Source organism: Streptomyces sp. NBC_00012, assembly GCF_045040875.1.
Taxonomy (GTDB): domain Bacteria; phylum Actinomycetota; class Actinomycetes; order Streptomycetales; family Streptomycetaceae; genus Streptomyces.
In genome coordinates this window covers 8,017,021-8,031,781 of record NZ_CP108309.1, presented here as the reverse complement: position 1 = coordinate 8,031,781, position 14,761 = coordinate 8,017,021, and the positions used below count along the sequence as shown (strand labels likewise).

General features: G+C 72.9%; 12 protein-coding genes and 2 pseudogenes. 6 read left to right on the top strand and 8 right to left on the bottom strand.

Annotation, left to right across the window (positions count from 1 at the left end):
* Positions 1–168 precede the first annotated feature (168 nt).
* Positions 169–690 carry an ATP-binding protein gene (locus tag OHA19_RS36195; RefSeq protein ID WP_405709287.1) on the top strand — a complete coding sequence of 174 codons (522 nt, stop codon included), beginning with the start codon at positions 169–171 and terminating at the stop codon, positions 688–690.
* 283 nt (positions 691–973) lie between these two features.
* Here OHA19_RS36195 and OHA19_RS36190 read toward each other — a convergent pair whose 3' ends face one another.
* Genes OHA19_RS36190 through OHA19_RS36180 form a run of 3 tightly spaced genes read right to left on the bottom strand, consistent with a single transcriptional unit; the run spans position 974 to position 4,618 of the window.
* The gene (locus tag OHA19_RS36190; protein ID WP_405709290.1) at positions 974–3,538 is read right to left on the bottom strand and encodes an FtsX-like permease family protein; all 2,565 of its coding nucleotides are present in this window, start codon (positions 3,536–3,538) and stop codon (positions 974–976) included.
* A 4-nt stretch (positions 3,539–3,542) separates the two neighbouring features.
* A complete protein-coding gene (locus tag OHA19_RS36185) occupies positions 3,543–4,331 on the bottom strand; it encodes an ABC transporter ATP-binding protein (protein ID WP_405709292.1) in 789 nt (262 codons plus the stop codon).
* Positions 4,328–4,618, bottom strand: coding sequence for an SHOCT domain-containing protein (locus tag OHA19_RS36180; protein ID WP_405709295.1), 291 nt, complete (start codon positions 4,616–4,618; stop codon positions 4,328–4,330). Before OHA19_RS36180 ends, OHA19_RS36185 begins: the two co-directional genes overlap by 4 nt.
* Before the next feature lie 161 nt (positions 4,619–4,779).
* On the opposite strand from OHA19_RS36180, the pseudogene OHA19_RS36175 reads away from it, so the two are divergent.
* Both OHA19_RS36175 and OHA19_RS36170 read left to right on the top strand, forming a co-directional pair.
* A pseudogene (locus tag OHA19_RS36175) lies at positions 4,780–5,214 on the top strand (TetR family transcriptional regulator C-terminal domain-containing protein); the annotation flags it as partial.
* Between the two features lie 34 nt (positions 5,215–5,248).
* Positions 5,249–5,819: pseudogene (locus OHA19_RS36170) on the top strand (DUF4865 family protein).
* Between the two features lie 403 nt (positions 5,820–6,222).
* On the opposite strand, the gene OHA19_RS36165 reads toward OHA19_RS36170, so the two are convergent.
* Complete coding sequence (locus OHA19_RS36165) at positions 6,223–7,437, bottom strand: ROK family protein (protein ID WP_405709298.1); 1,215 nt, start codon at positions 7,435–7,437, stop codon at positions 6,223–6,225.
* 259 nt (positions 7,438–7,696) lie between these two features.
* On the opposite strand from OHA19_RS36165, the gene OHA19_RS36160 reads away from it, so the two are divergent.
* Together OHA19_RS36160 and OHA19_RS36155 are read left to right on the top strand one after the other, a co-directional pair.
* Positions 7,697–8,920 carry an MFS transporter gene (locus tag OHA19_RS36160; RefSeq protein WP_405709300.1) on the top strand — a complete coding sequence of 408 codons (1,224 nt, stop codon included), beginning with the start codon at positions 7,697–7,699 and terminating at the stop codon, positions 8,918–8,920.
* A 43-nt stretch (positions 8,921–8,963) separates the two neighbouring features.
* Complete coding sequence (locus OHA19_RS36155) at positions 8,964–9,719, top strand: maleylpyruvate isomerase family mycothiol-dependent enzyme (protein WP_405752969.1); 756 nt, start codon at positions 8,964–8,966, stop codon at positions 9,717–9,719.
* Between the two features lie 144 nt (positions 9,720–9,863).
* Here the strand turns inward: OHA19_RS36155 and OHA19_RS36150 are convergent, their stop codons facing one another.
* On the bottom strand, positions 9,864–10,265 hold the full coding sequence (locus tag OHA19_RS36150) for a MarR family winged helix-turn-helix transcriptional regulator (RefSeq protein WP_405709305.1): 402 nt from the start codon (positions 10,263–10,265) through the stop codon (positions 9,864–9,866).
* Positions 10,266–10,352: 87 nt separating this feature from the next.
* On the opposite strand from OHA19_RS36150, the gene OHA19_RS36145 reads away from it, so the two are divergent.
* A complete protein-coding gene (locus tag OHA19_RS36145) occupies positions 10,353–11,858 on the top strand; it encodes an MFS transporter (protein WP_405709307.1) in 1,506 nt (501 codons plus the stop codon).
* Between the two features lie 152 nt (positions 11,859–12,010).
* On the opposite strand, the gene OHA19_RS36140 is transcribed toward OHA19_RS36145, so the two are convergent.
* The 3 genes from OHA19_RS36140 to OHA19_RS36130 form a co-directional block, all read right to left on the bottom strand.
* Complete coding sequence (locus OHA19_RS36140) at positions 12,011–12,676, bottom strand: response regulator (RefSeq protein WP_405709310.1); 666 nt, start codon at positions 12,674–12,676, stop codon at positions 12,011–12,013.
* Complete coding sequence (locus OHA19_RS36135) at positions 12,673–13,935, bottom strand: sensor histidine kinase (RefSeq protein ID WP_405709313.1); 1,263 nt, start codon at positions 13,933–13,935, stop codon at positions 12,673–12,675. The genes OHA19_RS36140 and OHA19_RS36135 overlap by 4 nt, the downstream gene beginning before the upstream one ends.
* A 94-nt stretch (positions 13,936–14,029) precedes the next feature.
* Positions 14,030–14,737 carry a TetR/AcrR family transcriptional regulator gene (locus tag OHA19_RS36130; RefSeq protein ID WP_405709316.1) on the bottom strand — a complete coding sequence of 236 codons (708 nt, stop codon included), beginning with the start codon at positions 14,735–14,737 and terminating at the stop codon, positions 14,030–14,032.
* Positions 14,738–14,761 lie beyond the last annotated feature (24 nt).

Sequence of the window (14,761 nt, the reverse complement as noted above, 5' to 3'; positions counted from 1 at the left end):
GACACCGCGAGTTGCGGAGCCATGACCCCTGGGCGACATTGGACACGTCACTCATGGTTCACCGGCGGTGACACTGTGATTCACGCCGCCGGGTCCGGATCAGCGGCCGGTCGGCCGCAGGATCCGTTCCTCCGTCTTCTTCCGGACCTATTTCGGGGAGTCGCAGCCGTGATCAGCGAGCCAAGCAGGCACTGCACGGTGGAGCTCCAGGCCCTGCCGTCGCGGATCGGTCAGGTCCGCAGAATCATCTCGGCGCAGTTGCGCTACTGGCATCTCGATCCCTTGATCGACCAGGCCGCGCTCGGCGTCACCGAACTGCTGACCAATGTCCACCGGCATGCCCAGCCGGACAAATCATGCACCGTCGAGATCGAGCTGCTGCTCGAACGGCTGACGGTGTCCGTCCACGACCACGACCCACGGCTGCCGACCGTGCGTGAGCCCAGTGCGTCCAGTACGTCGGGACGCGGGCTCGCGCTGATCGCCGCGGTCAGCGAGAGCTGGGGGGTCCGTCCGAGGGGCGGGGCCGGGAAAGTCGTCTGGTTCACCCTTCCGGCGCCTCCCAGAAGCGCCGCGCTCGCACCGCACCCGGTGTACGGGGCCACCACCGACGGGCCGTTCGAGCTGGACTCCGTCATATACCTGGAGAGCGGCACGCCGTCCGCCGCGCGGTCCGCGGTGGTCGGCTGACACGCCGGGCCCGGCGGGGAGACCGTGACACGACGGGGAGGGGCGAGGTGCCGGACGGCGCCTCGCCCCTTGGGTCTTTCGTTTGGATCAGGCCGGATCAGGGAGCGGGGTCTGGTGCGTGCGATCGCAAGGCGGAGGAGGGAGCCGGATGGGGTCTCCCCTGCTCGAGCGGAGCCGAGAGCTTGGGGAAGGAGTCCTGGCGACCGACGACAACGCGGCGAGTGTGCGTGCCAGACCCCGCGAGCCCGGCGTGATCCGAACGAGAGGCCCTAGCCGTCGTGCGCTACTGGGCGGCGATCGCGCGGAGCACGTTCAGCCGCGCGGCCCGGCGGGCCGGGCGCAGGCCCGCCAGCGCTCCGGCGGCGATCCCCACCAGGGCGACCACCAGGAGCCGCAGCGGCGGCAGGTCGAAGGCGACAGCGGTGTCGCCCGCGGACGCCTCGACCAGCACCCAGCCGAGGAAGCCGCCGAGCAGCAGTCCGCCCACCGTGCCGAACGCGGCCACCAGTACGGACTCCCAGCGGACCATCGAGCGCAGCTGGCCCCTGGTCTGTCCCACGGCTCGCAGCAGGCCCATCTCCCTGGTGCGTTCGTGAAGGGCCAGGGTGAGGGTGTTGGCGATGCCCAGCAGCGCGATCAGTACGGCGAGTGCCAGCAGGGCGTAGACCAGGGTGAGCATCATGTCGATGCCGCCGGCCGAGGACTGCGCGTACTCGCCGCGGGTCTGTACGTCCGGGTTGCCGTACGCCGCCGCGGTCTTCGCGACCGCCGCCTTTCCGTCGGCGGTGGACACGCCGGGGGCGAAGGAGACGGCGATCAGCGAGTCGGAGTCCTGTGCGCGGTGCGGGGCCCAGGCCTGGCGGGTGATGACGTAGTCGCCCGCCAGTTCCGGCCGGTCGTAGACGGCGCGGACGGTGAAGTCGTGCCGTGTGCCGTCGGTGAAGGTGAGCCGGACCGGGGATCCGGGGCGCAGATCGCGCTTCGCGGCCTCGGTGCCGGAGACGGCGATCCCGTTCGTGCCCAGCCCCGTGAGCGAACCGTCGACCCGGCCGAGGTCGAAGACCCTGCCGAGCGCGGCCGGGTCGGTGACGGTCAGAGCGCGTCCCGCTCCGTCGACCTCCGCGACCCCCTTGCCGAGGCCGACGGCGGTCGCGACCTGCGGCAGCCGGTCGACGGCCGGGGCGAGCCCGGGGCTCAGGCCGCTGCCGCCCGCGCCGAAGGAGGGCGCGCTGATGGCGACGTCGCCCGCGAAGGAGCGGTCGACGGTCTGGTTCATGGTCGCCTTCAGCGATGCGCCGAAGACGGTGAAGAGCGAGACCACGGCGACGCCGATCATCAGCGCGGTCGCGGTGGACGCGGTCCGCCGGGGGCTGCGCAGGGCGTTGCGCCGGGCCAGCCCGCCGGTGACGCCGCGCAGCCGGCCGAGCGGGGCGCCGAGGACCCGTACCGCGTATGTGGCGGCGACCGGTCCGAGGACCACGAACGCGGCGAGCGCCGCCACCGCACCGGCGGCCGACAGCTGGACCGACGAGGTGGCCAGGGTGCCGGTCAGGATGGCGCCGACGGAGGCCACCAGCAGCACGAGTCCGGTGAGCGCCCGTGACCGGGACGCCCCGGAGTCGTCGACGGCGCTCTCGCGCAGTGCGGCGAGCGGCGCGGTGCGGCCGGCCCGGACGGCGGGCAGCAGGGCGGAGCCGACGCAGACCAGGACGCCCACAGCGAGCGGCAGCAGCAGGGAGACGGCGCCGATCACCAACGCGCCGTCGGGGAACGGGAAGCCTACGGCGGGGAAGAGGGCCTGCAGTCCGGCGGCGACGCCGATGCCGCCGGCCAGGCCGGCGACGGAGGCGGCCACGGCGACCGCGGTCGCCTCGACGAGGGTCGCGGTGACGACCTGGCGGCGTGCGGCGCCCAGCGCGCGCAGCAGCGCGTTCTCCCGGGTCCGCTGGGCGACGACGATGGCGAAGGTGTTGTGGATGGAGAAGGTGGCGACGAGCAGCACGATCCCGGAGAACACCAGGAGCAGCGTGGTGAACAGACCGAGGAAGGCACCGGAGATCATGTCCCGGTTCTCGGCCGCCGCCGCCTGTCCGGTGACGGCCTCGACGCCCTTGGGCAGCACGGGCCGCAGCGCGTCGACGAGTTCCGGCTGGCTGGTGCCGGGGGCGGCGCGGACCTGGATGGCCGATGCCTCGCCGGGCTTCGGCGTCAGGTACTTCTCGGCGTCGGCCCGGGTCATGGCCGTGTAGGTGACCTGCCCCATGCCGTCCTGGCCGCCGAAGGTGGCCAGTCCGACGATCCTGACGTGTACGGGGTCGGGGGTGCGCAGCACGGTCGTGTCGCCGATCCTGAGCCCGCCCCGGTCGGCGGTACCGCGGTTGACGACGACCTCACCGGGGGCGGAGGGGGCTCGTCCGGCGGCGAGCCGGTACGGGTTGAGTTCCGGATCGTCGATCCAGTTGCCGGCGAGGGTGGGCGGGCCCTGGCCGCCGATGGGCTTGCCGTCGGCACCGATGAGCTGGCCGGCGCCCTGGATGTCGGGGGCCACCGCGGCGACGCCGGGGGTCCGTTCGATCCGCTTCAGCAGTGCGGTGCTCACCGGCTGCCGGGTGCCCTGTGCCTCACCGGCGACGGTGACCACGTTGGCGCCGCGCACGACGGCGTCGGTCCCGGCGCCTGCGTTGCCGAACATGGTGTCGAAGCCGGCGCGCAGGGTGTCGCCCATGACGAGCGTCCCGGTGAGGAACGCCACGCCGAGCAGGACGGCGACGAACGTACCGGCGAAGCGGCGCCTGTGGGCGCGAAGCGAGGAGATGCTCAGGCGTACCGATGCCCGGGTGCTGTTCATGCCGTCACCGCCTGCGCGAGGGGTGGGGGGCGAAGGACTTGAAGCGGTCGAGCACACGCTCCGCCGTGGGCTCGGGCATCCGGTCGACGAGCCGGCCGTCGGCGAGGAAGACGACTTCGTCGGCGTGGGCGGCGGCGACCGGGTCGTGGGTGACCATCACGACCGTACGGGCGGTCTGCCGGACGGTGCTGCCGAGCAACCGGAGCACTTCCTGGCCGGATCGGGAGTCGAGGTTGCCGGTCGGTTCGTCGGCGAAGACGACGTCGGGGCCGCCCGCGAAGGCCCGCGCCACCGCCACCCGCTGCTGCTGGCCGCCGGACAGTTCGCCGGGCCGGTGGTGCAGCCGGTCCCGGAGCCCGACGGTGTCGATGAGGGTGTCGAGCCACTCGGGGTCGGGCCGCTCCCCCGCGAGGTCCAGGGGGAGGGTGATGTTCTCGGCGACGGTGAGTGTCGGCAACAGGTTGAAGGACTGGAAGACGAAGCCGATCCGGCTCCGGCGGAGCAGGGTCAGCCTGCGGTCGTCGAGCGTGCTGATGTCGGTGTCGCCGATGAAGGCCGAGCCCGAGGTGAGCGTGTCGAGTCCGGCGGCGCAGTGCATCAGGGTGGATTTGCCGGATCCGGAGGGCCCCATGATCGCGGTGAAGCGCCCGGACGGGAAGTCGACGCTCACCCCGTCCAGGGCCCTGACCCGGGTGTCGCCCGCGCCGTAGAGCTTCACCGCGTCGACGACCCGGGCGGCGGGGGCGGGCGCGGAGGTGGGGGTGGGTTCGGAGGTGGGCACGGTGGTGGTCATGCCATGCCTCCCTTGCTGCCGCTGCCGAACTGTTCGTCCAGTACGGAGAGCCGGCGCCAGTACTCGTCCTCGTCGATCTCGCCATTGGCGAAGCGCCGGCCGAGCAGGGTGATCGGCGACGGTTCGGCAGGTGCTTCCGGGGTAGTGCGGGACTGCCAGGGTCCTCTCCGGCTGCGCCACGCGGTACGGCGCAGCAGGGCGACGCCGCCGATGACGACGGCCGCCCAGAAGAGCGGGAAGAGGAGGATCCAGGGCCCGGGTCCACCGCTGTACGCCAGGGTGTTCATCTCGGTCGGCTCCCTCGGTTCAGGGGTTCGTGCTCAGGTTTTCCTGACGCTCTGGAGCCTCGCCGAAAGAGACGTCCGAGTCGTCGTACGGCCAGCGGCCGTGCGCGTACCCCCACGGGAGTACATGGCGCCGCCGCGGCTGCTCCCGCCGGCGAGCGGGCCGGCGTACGGCCGCCCATCTGCGCGAGACGGCCGGCCGGCTCCTGGACGGCCCGGGATCGGCCCACGACCGGATCTCCGCGTACCTGCTCCGCGAGCGCGATGTGCTGCGCGGCTGCCCGGTCGGCCGGCTGACGATGGACCCCGAGGTCATCGCCGACGACGAGCTGCGCGCACCGCTCGACGAGACGATCGGCTGGCTGCGCGGCCGCCTCGCCGAGATCGTCCAGGAGGGCCTGGACCAGGGCGAGTTCGTCGGCCGCCTGGTCGCCGACGAGGTGGCGGCGACGATCGTCGCGACAGTGCAGGGCGGCTATGTGCTGGCCCGGGCCTCCGGTTCGCCGGACGCCTTCGACGCGAGCGTCCGCGGTCTGCTCTCGCTGCTCGCCCCAGCCGACGGGCAACCGCGGGCCGATGCCGACGGACGCCCGGCCTGAAATCGACGAACGCACCCGGTCCCAGGGGTACGCGATGCATGCCATGCAGTACGAGATCACCCTGCCCGCCGACTACGACATGGCGGTCATCCGCCACCGCGTCGCGACGAAGGGCCACCTCCTGGACGCCTTCCCGGGGCTCGGCGTCAAGGCGTACCTGGTCCGTGAACAGGGCGAGGACTCCCCGGTCAACCAGTACGCGCCCTTCTACCTCTGGTCGTCCCCGCAGGGCATGAACTCCTTCCTGTGGGGCCCCGGATTCCAGGGCATCGTCCAGGACTTCGGCCGCCCCGAGGTGCAGCACTGGTCCGGACTGGCGTACGCGGAGGGGCCCGCGGCGGCCGCCCTCCCCCGTACCGCGACCCGGCACCGCACGGCCGTCCCGCCCGCCGACGCGGTCGGGGCCGCGCTCGACCGGAGCCGACGACTGGCGGGGACACCCGGAGCGGTCGCCACGGCCCTGGCCATCGACCCCCGCGACTGGGAACTCCTCCATTTCACCCTCTGGGACCTCGACGCCCCCCGAGGCGCCCGGCGACCGCTACCGGGTGCTGCATCTGAGCGCACCGGAGCGGCACCTGCTCGGGAAGGGGCGGCAGTGGTAGGCACCGTCCGCACGGCCCTGGGCGACGTCCAGCCCGCCGAGTTGGGCGTCCTCGACGCCGCTCGCCGGGCATCGTCGTGCCGAGAGAAGCGGCAGGAGGGGGTGCGTTCCTGGCGTTCGCCGGTCCGTCACGGGCCGACCACGCGACGGACCGGCTGCTTCCCGAGCAGCTGACCGCGCTCCACGGAGCCTGATTCGGCGGACAACTGCTGCTGGGCGGCGACACGACCGTGCCCGGGGCCCCGGCCATGCCCTCTCCGCTGCGAAGACTGCGTACCCACCTCGAGCGGGCCCTGGGCAAGCGGTCGTTGAACGCCGTCCTGGTGGCGACCCGGCGCGGGCCTTCGCCCGGAGGAGGTCTTCGGACCCGGCCGGCGGCAGGGGCCCGTACGGCCCGGCCTCCGTCAGGACAGCGCGGCCAGCGGGTCGTCCAGCACCGGCTGCCAGGCCAGTTCGGCCGCGCCGACCAGGCTGTTGTGGTCCAGCGTGCACGGCAGGATCGGGACGCTGCCGCTCCGTCCCCACAGGCTGCGGTCGGCGACCACCGCACGCAGCCGCTCCGGGTCCGCGTCGAGCAGGGCTCGGTGGAGTCCGCCGAGGATGATGCGGTCCGGGTTGAGGATGTTGACCAGGCCGGCGAGCCCGAGACCGAGCCGGTCGATCAGCTCCTCGGCCGCGCGGCGTACCGCCACGTCCTCGTACTCCGTGCGCAGCAGATTCCCGGCCTGCTTGAGCAGCGACTCCTCGGGGCCGGGTTCGCGGCGGGCGGCGACGAGGAAGGCCATTGGGTCGGTCTCGACGTCCAGGCAGCCGCGCCCGCCGCAGTGACAGGGGCGCCCTTCGGGGTTCACCGTGAGATGCCCCACCTCCAGCGCCAGGCCCGAACTCCCGGTGTGCAGGCGGCCGTCGAGGACCAGAGCGCCGCCCACCCCCCGGTGACCGGTGGCAACGCAGAGCAGATGCTGGGCACCGCGGCCCGCGCCGTGCCGGTGTTCGGCGAGCGCGGCGAGATTGACGTCGTTCCCGGTGAACGCCGGTCCGGGGATGCCCGCTTCACGTACGCAGTCGGCGAAGATCTCGCTCACCGGGGCGCCGGCCGGCCAGGCGATGTGCAGTGGGTTGAGCGCGGTGCCCTCCGGTTCGGCGACCGCCGAAGGCACCGCGAGGCCGGCCCCGACGCAGCGCAGCCCGCTGTCCCGCAGCAACCGGGCACAGTCGTCGACCACTTCGCCGATGACCTGGGCCGGGTCCGCCGTGACGGTGACACAGCCGGGAGCAGTGGCCACCAGCCGCCCGCCCAGCCCGACGAGCGCGGCACGGAATCCGTCGGCGTGCACCTGGGCGGCGATGGCGACGGGGCCGGACTCCCGGACGGACAGCCGGTGCGAGGGGCGGCCCTGCGAGCCGGCGGCGGAGCCGGGCCGGGAGTCGACCCGGATCAGACCGAGCGCCTCCAGCTCCGCGGCGACCGCACCGGCCGTCGCCCGGGTGACTCCGAGCTCGGAGGTGAGGACGGCGCGGGTGGGCGCGCGTCCGGTGTGGACCAGTTCCAGCGCGGGTCCGAGGGCGCTGCGGCCTCTCTCCAACTTTGTCCGGGTGGTGGACACCTTGCCGTTCATGGGGGCGAGTCTCCCACGGTCCGGAGGTACGGCCGACGCCCCGGTGGCACGGACGTGCGCCGGGGTACGTCCGGAGAATCCCCACCCGGCCCGCAAGCCGCGACGCCCGCCCCGCGCGGCGCACCGGGCGTTGCGGGACTTCGCGGACACGCCGTGGGGGCCGCTCGTCCGCACCGGGCCGGATCCGGACGAAAGGCCCTCGCGGCAGCGGGCGCCGGGCGCCTTGCGTCCGTCGTCCCGGCGCCCCTATGCTGAGTTTGTGCCGCAACTAAACAAACTGCGGACGGCCCTACTGGGGGAACCGGGCGGAAACACCGCCGCACCTCCGTCGGCCCGCCTCCGTACCGCCCTGACCGTGTTCTTCGCCCTCGACGGCTTCCTCTTCGCCGGCTGGGTGGTCCGCATCCCGGCCATCAAGCACCAGACCGGTGCCTCCGCCGCCACCCTGGGCCTCGCACTGCTCGGAGTCTCCGCCGGGGCCGTGGTGACCATGGTGTTCACCGGCCGGCTGTGCCGGCGCTTCGGCAGCCATCCGGTGACCGTGGTCTGCGGCATCCTCCTCTCCCTCGCCATCGCCCTGCCCGCGCAGACACATTCGGCAACGGCGCTCGGCATGGTGCTGCTGGTCTTCGGTGCCGCGTACGGCGGGATGAACGTGGCGATGAACAGCGCCGCGGTCGATCTGGTCGCCGCCCTGCGGCGCCCCGTGATGCCCGGCTTCCACGCCGCCTTCAGCCTCGGCGGCATGGTCGGCGCCGGGCTCGGCGGGCTGGTCGCGGGCGGTCTCTCCCCCGCCACCCATCTCCTCGTCCTCACCGGAGTCGGGCTCCTGGTCACCGCGGCGGCGGGACCGGTGCTGCTGAGCCACCCGGCTCCCCGGTCCGCGGCCGAGGCGCCGGGTGGCGGGTCACCGCGGCGGCCGAGCGGGAGGGCCCGCCGGCTGGTGCTCCTGTTCGGCCTGATCGCGCTCTGCACCGCTTACGGCGAAGGCGCACTGGCCGACTGGGGCGCACTCCACCTGGAGCAGGACCTGCACGCCCACCCCGGCGTCGCGGCCGCCGGCTACTCCCTGTTCGCGCTGGCCATGACGGCCGGCCGGCTCAGTGGCACGGCACTGCTCGAGCGGCTCGGCCAGACCCGCACCCTCGTCGTGGGCGGTGCGACGGCCGCCGTCGGGATGCTGCTCGGCTCGCTCGCCCCCACCACGTGGCCGGCCCTCCTGGGCTTCGCCGTCACCGGCCTCGGCCTTGCCAACATCTTCCCCGTCGCGGTCGGCCGGGCCGGTGAGCTGGCCGGGCCCGGCGGGGTGGCCGCCGCGTCGACGCTCGGCTACGGCGGGATGCTGCTCGGGCCGCCCGCGATCGGCTTCCTGACCGACTGGTTCTCGCTCCCGGTGGCCCTCACCACGGTGGCACTGCTGGCCACCGCGGCCGCGGCGCTGGGGTACGGAGCACGCAACGCGACCCATGTCCCGGCGGCCTGACCCGACAGGGCGGCGGGCCCGGACCGCTGGCACAATCGGAGCCATGGAGACCACGGACCACATCAAGTCCCTCGCCGCCGAAGGGCAGTTGCTGGCGTCCGCCGCGCAGGAGGCGGGGACCGGTGCACCGGTGCCGACGTGTCCGGACTGGCGGGTGCACGATCTGCTGCGGCATACCGGGATGGTGCACCGCTGGGCGACCGCGTTCGTCGCCGAGGGCCACACCTCGTACCACCCCGCCGACGGGGAACCCGATCTGGACGGGCCGGAACTGATCGGCTGGTTCCGCGAGGGCCACGACCTCCTGGTGGATGCCCTGGGCACCGCACCGGCGGGGCTGGAGTGCTGGAGCTTCCTGCCCGCGCCGTCACCTCTGGCCTTCTGGGCCCGGCGGCAGGCGCACGAGACCACGATCCACCGGGTGGACGCGGAGTCGGCCCGGGGCGGGCGGCCGTCGCCGGTCCCCGCCGCCCTCGCGGTGGACGGGATCGACGAGCTGCTGCTCGGGCTCCACGCCCGCCCGGAGAGCCGGGTCCGCACCTCGGCGCCGCGCACCCTCCGGGTGCGTGCCACGGACTTCGACGCCTGCTGGACCGTACACCTCTCGCCTCAGCCGCCACGGGCCGTACGGGCCGACGAAGCGCCCGAAGAGGGGCCTGTGGACTGCGAGTTGACCGCTTCGGCCGAGGATCTCTACCTGACGCTCTGGAACCGGCTGCCGCTCGCCGCGGTCACCATGACGGGCGACTCGGAGCCCGCCCGGATCTGGCGCGAGAATTCCGGAATCACCTGGTCCTGACCGCCGGGGCCGGCCGGACCGCACCGGCGCCCGTACCGGCGGCCCGTGTCGCACCCGGCGCACCGGTTCGTTCCGACGCCGTATTCACTTCCCCGGCCCGCCCCGACGCCGTGACCACTTCCCCGGCCCGTTCCGGCGCCGCGTTCACCCCTCCGCACCGTCGAGCATCCGGGCCAGCACCGACCTCTGCAGGGGCTTGACCTCTGCGTGGCGTGCCCGGCCCTTCGCCGTCAGCTCCACCTGGACGCCCCGCCGGTCCTCGCTGCACATCCCCCGGCGCACCAGGCCGTCCCTCTCCAGCCGCGCCACCAGGCGGGACAGCGCGCTCTGACTGAGATGGACCCGGGAGGCCAGCTCCTGCATGCGGTAGGCGCAGCCACCATCCTCGGACGCGCCCTCCGCCAGCACGTCGAGCACCTCGAAATCGCTGGCGCCGAGGCCGTGCCGGTGCAGCTCGCGGTCGAGCTCACAGAGGGTCCTGGCGTGCAGCGCGAGTATGTCCCGCCACTCGTCGACGAGCACCCGCTCGGACTTGTTCGCTGCCATGACCGCACGTTAGCAGAGACGGCCCCGATTGTTGCACAAACATTAAATGCACTTGCATTCAATGCACGTGCATGTACTGTGCTGCGCATGACCACTCCGCTCAACGTCCCCGATTCCCATGCGCGTTGGAGCCCGCGCCTGTGGGGCACACTCCTCGTGCTCTGCGCCGCGATGTTCCTGGACGCCCTCGACGTCTCCATGGTCGGCGTCGCGCTGCCGTCCATCGCCGACGATCTCGGACTGACCACTTCGACCCTCCAGTGGATCGTCAGCGGCTACATCCTCGGCTACGGCGGGCTGTTGCTCCTCGGCGGCCGGGCGGCCGATCTGCTGGGCAGGCGGCGGGTCTTCCTCGTGGCGCTCGGCGTCTTCGCCCTCGCCTCGCTGCTCGGCGGATTCGTCGACTCCGGACCGCTGCTGATCGCCAGTCGTTTCATCAAGGGGCTGAGCGCCGCCTTCACCGCGCCGGCCGGGCTCTCGATCATCACCACCACGTTCAAGGAGGGCCCGCAGCGCAATCGCGCCCTGTCCATCTACACCACCTGCGCGGCCACCGGTTTCTCCATGGGCCTGGTCCTCTCGGGTCTGCTCACCCAGCTGTCCTGGCGGTGGACGATGCTGCTGCCCGCCCCGATCGCCCTGATCGCCCTGATCGCGGGTCTCAGGCTGATCCCGCACAGCGAGCGCGAGAACACCCACCGCGGCTACGACCTGCCGGGCGCCGTCACCGGCACGGGCGCCATGCTGCTGCTGGTGTTCACGGTCGTGCAGGCGCCCGAGGCCGGCTGGACCTCCGCCCGCACACTGCTGTCGTTCCTGGCCGTCGCCGTACTGCTCACCGTCTTCGTCACCGTCGAGCGACGCACCGCGAATCCGCTGATCCGGCTCGGGGTGCTGCGCTCCGGGAGCCAGGTCAGGGCGCAGCTGGGCGCGGCGGCGTTCTTCGGCAGTTACGTGGGCTTCCAGTTCCTGGTCACCCAGTACATGCAGTCGCTGCTCGGCTGGTCCGCGCTGGAGACCGCACTGGCCTTCCTGCCCGCGGGGGTACTGGTCGCCCTCTCCTCCACGAAGATCGGTGATGTGGTGGACCGGTTCGGGACACCGCGCGTCATCGCGGCCGGATTCACGTTCCTCGTCATCGGCTACGCGCTCTTCCTGCGGATCACCCTCACCCCGTCGTACGCCGTGGTGATCCTTCCTTCCATGCTGTTGCTCGGCGCAGCCTGCGCCCTGACCTTCCCCTCGCTCAACATCCAGGCCACCAACGGGGTTGGCGACGACGAGCAGGGCATGGTGTCGGGCCTGCTGAACACCTCGATCCAGGTCGGCGGGGCGATCTTCCTGGCGGTCGTGACCGCGGTGATCACGGCGCACGGCAGCGGCGACGGATCGCGCCAGGCGGTCCTGGACAGTTACCGGCCCGGCCTGGCCGTGGTGACCGCGGTCGCGTTCGCCGGGCTGCTGATCACGCTCACCGGCCTGCGGCGCCGCCGGCCCGTCCAGCACACCGTGCTGGTCGCGTCGTCCGAGATGGACCGCGCGGCGGAGGCCAGCACGACCGCGACCGCACGGAAGGTGTCCGTGCGGGACTGACCACCGGGCGAGGCCCTGTCGTCGAACTGCCGCCGCGCGGCAGACGGCAGTTCGACGACAGGGTCTGGGGGGCGGTGCGGTGTCCGGCCGAGGAGCTCGTCCATGGCCGGACACCGCACCTGCGCACCGCCGCGAGCTCCGTCCGTGCCCGGTCAGCCGAGCCAGCCCGGCCGCACCAGCCCCGACTCGTAGGCGAGCACGACGAGCTGGGCCCGGTCACGGGCGCCCAGCTTCACCATGGTGCGGCTGACATGGGTCTTGGCGGTGAGGGGGCTGACGACGAGGCGCCTGGCGATCTCCTCATTGGAGAGCCCTATACCGACGAGCGCCATCACCTCCCGCTCCCGTTCGGTGAGTTCACGCAGTCCGGTCGATGCCGCGGGCTCCTTGGAACGGGCCGCGAACTCGGCGATCAGGCGCCGGGTGACCCCTGGCGAGAGGAGGGCGTCGCCGCCCACCACCGCCCGTACGGCGCGCAGCAGTTCATCCGGTTCGGTGTCCTTGACGAGAAAGCCGGAGGCCCCGGACCGGATCGCCTCGAAGACGTACTCGTCGAGCTCGAAGGTGGTGAGCATGACCACCCGGACGTCGTCCAGCCGGGCGTCCTCGGTGATGGCGCGGGTCGCGGCGAGGCCGTCGAGATGCGGCATCCGGATGTCCATCAGCACGACGTCGGGCCGCAGTTCACCCACCAGACGCACGGCTTCCGCGCCGTCGGCGGCCTCCCCGGCCACTTCGATGCCGGGCTGGGCGTCCAGCAGGGCCCGAAAACCCGCCCGGACCAGCGACTGGTCGTCTGCGAGCAGTACGCGGATCACGGTGTCTCCTCCTCGTGTGCCGCCGCGCCGGACGAACCGGACGGCAGCGGAAGCTCGGCACACACCCGGAAGCCGCCGTCGGCCCGGGGCCCCGCCTCGATCGTGCCACCCAGCGCGGCGGCCCGCTCCCGCATCCCCGCCAGACCGTTGCCACTGCCCCCGGCGTCGCTGCCGGTGGCGGGACCTTCGTCGTCGATGCGGAGCCGGATGCGGCCGGGCCCGTAGGTGATCGTGACCTGTGCGGTACGCGATCCGGAGTGCCGGACCACGTTGGTCAGGGCCTCCTGCACGATACGGAAGGCGGCGAGGTCCGCGCCGGGCGGCACCGACGGCCGTTCGCCCTCGGTCTCGACGGTGACGGTCAGTCCGGTACTCGCCGCCTGCTCGACGAGCTCGGGGAGCCGGTCGAGTCCGGGGGCCGGGGCCCTGGGGGCGTCTCCGGGGGTGCGCAGGGTGTCGAGGACCTGACGCACCTCGCCCAGCGCTTCCTTGCTGGCGGCCTTGATGGTGGTCAGCGCCGCACGCGCCTGCTCGGGATCGGAATCCAGCAGCGCGAGTCCCACGCTCGACTGGACGTTGATGACGGAGATGCTGTGCGCCAGGACGTCATGGAGTTCGCGCGCCATCCGCAGCCGTTCCTCGTCGGCCCGGCGCTGCTCCGCCGCCTCCCGTTCCGCCCGTCGGTCCGCCCACTGCTCACGGCGTACGCGTACGAATTCGGCGGCCGCGACGATGGCCACCACCCAGGCGGCGATGCCCAGTTCCTGCCCCCAGGCGGCGGGATGATCACCCGAGGGCGGGAGCCACCGGTAGAGCCAGTGCGCCACCAGGACGTGCCCCAGCCACACCATGCCGACGGCCGACCAGGCGGCCCGCCTGTGCCCGGCGACGACGGCGCTGAAGCAGCCCACGGCGACGGCCAGGAAGACCGGCCCGTACGGATAGCCGGCCGCCAGATAGATCATCGCCGCGGTCGAGCTGCCGAAGACGGCCACCACGGGGTGCCGGTGGCGCACCAGGAGCACGGCCACGGCCAGGAAGAGCAGCAGCCGCGCGAAGAGGTCCAGCGGGGCCCGCTCGTCCATCTGCCCCCGGGCCGCGATGGTCGAGCCGATCATGACTACGGCACCGATCAGGATCGTCGACGGCCAGGGCAGCCGGGTGGCGGCCCGCCCCGGCGCACCGGTCAGCCACCACGGCGGCTCGCCGTGCGCCCAGGGGGGACCGCCGCCGCTTCCGTGTGAGCGCTGCTCTTCCATGCCGGCCACGCTAGACCGCGGGCCTCGCCCCGGGCGTCAGCCGGGCGTGGTGCTCACCCGTACTCCCCGGGGAGTACGTCGTACGGGAGAGCCCTCAGCCGTTCCCGCCGGCGGGCAGGCCGACCGTGCGGGCCATCTCGGTGACGGCTTCCCGGAAGAAGATGTCCCGGGCCTCCACCACCCGGTGGAACTGTCCGAAGATCTCGAAGGAGATCAGCCCGAACAGCTGCGCCCAGGCGGCGATCAGCGGGGTGGCGGCCTCCGGGGGAAGATCCGGTGCGAACTCGGTGACCATCCGCGCGGCCTCGTCGCGCAGATCGTCGGCGAGCGGCGGCAGGGCCAGGCCGTCCGTGCGATGGGCCTCCGCGACCACGGCGATCAGGACGAGGCCGACGCGGGAGGCGGGGCCGATCGTCGCCTGCGGGGCCGTGTAGCCGGGCACGGGCGAGCCGTAGATCAGGGCGTATTCGTGAGGGTGGGCGAGGGCCCAGTCGCGCACGGCGCGGGTGACCACGATCCAGCGGGCCAGGTGGGTGGCGGACTCGGCGCCGGCGGCCCGGTGGGCGGCCTCGGCGGCCTCGCCCACGGAGTCGTACGCGTCGACGATCAGGGCGGTCAGCAGTTCGTCCCGGCTGGGGAAGTAGCGGTAGAGGGCGGAGGACGCCATGCCGAGCTCCCGTGCGACGGCGCGCAGCGACAGCTTCGCGGCGCCCTCGGCCGCGAGCTGTTTCTTCGCCTCGTCCTTGATGGCGGCGGTGACCTCGATGCGGGCCCGTTCCCTGGCTCCTCGGACAGTGCTCATGGGCAGCAGTCTGCCACGGAAGCA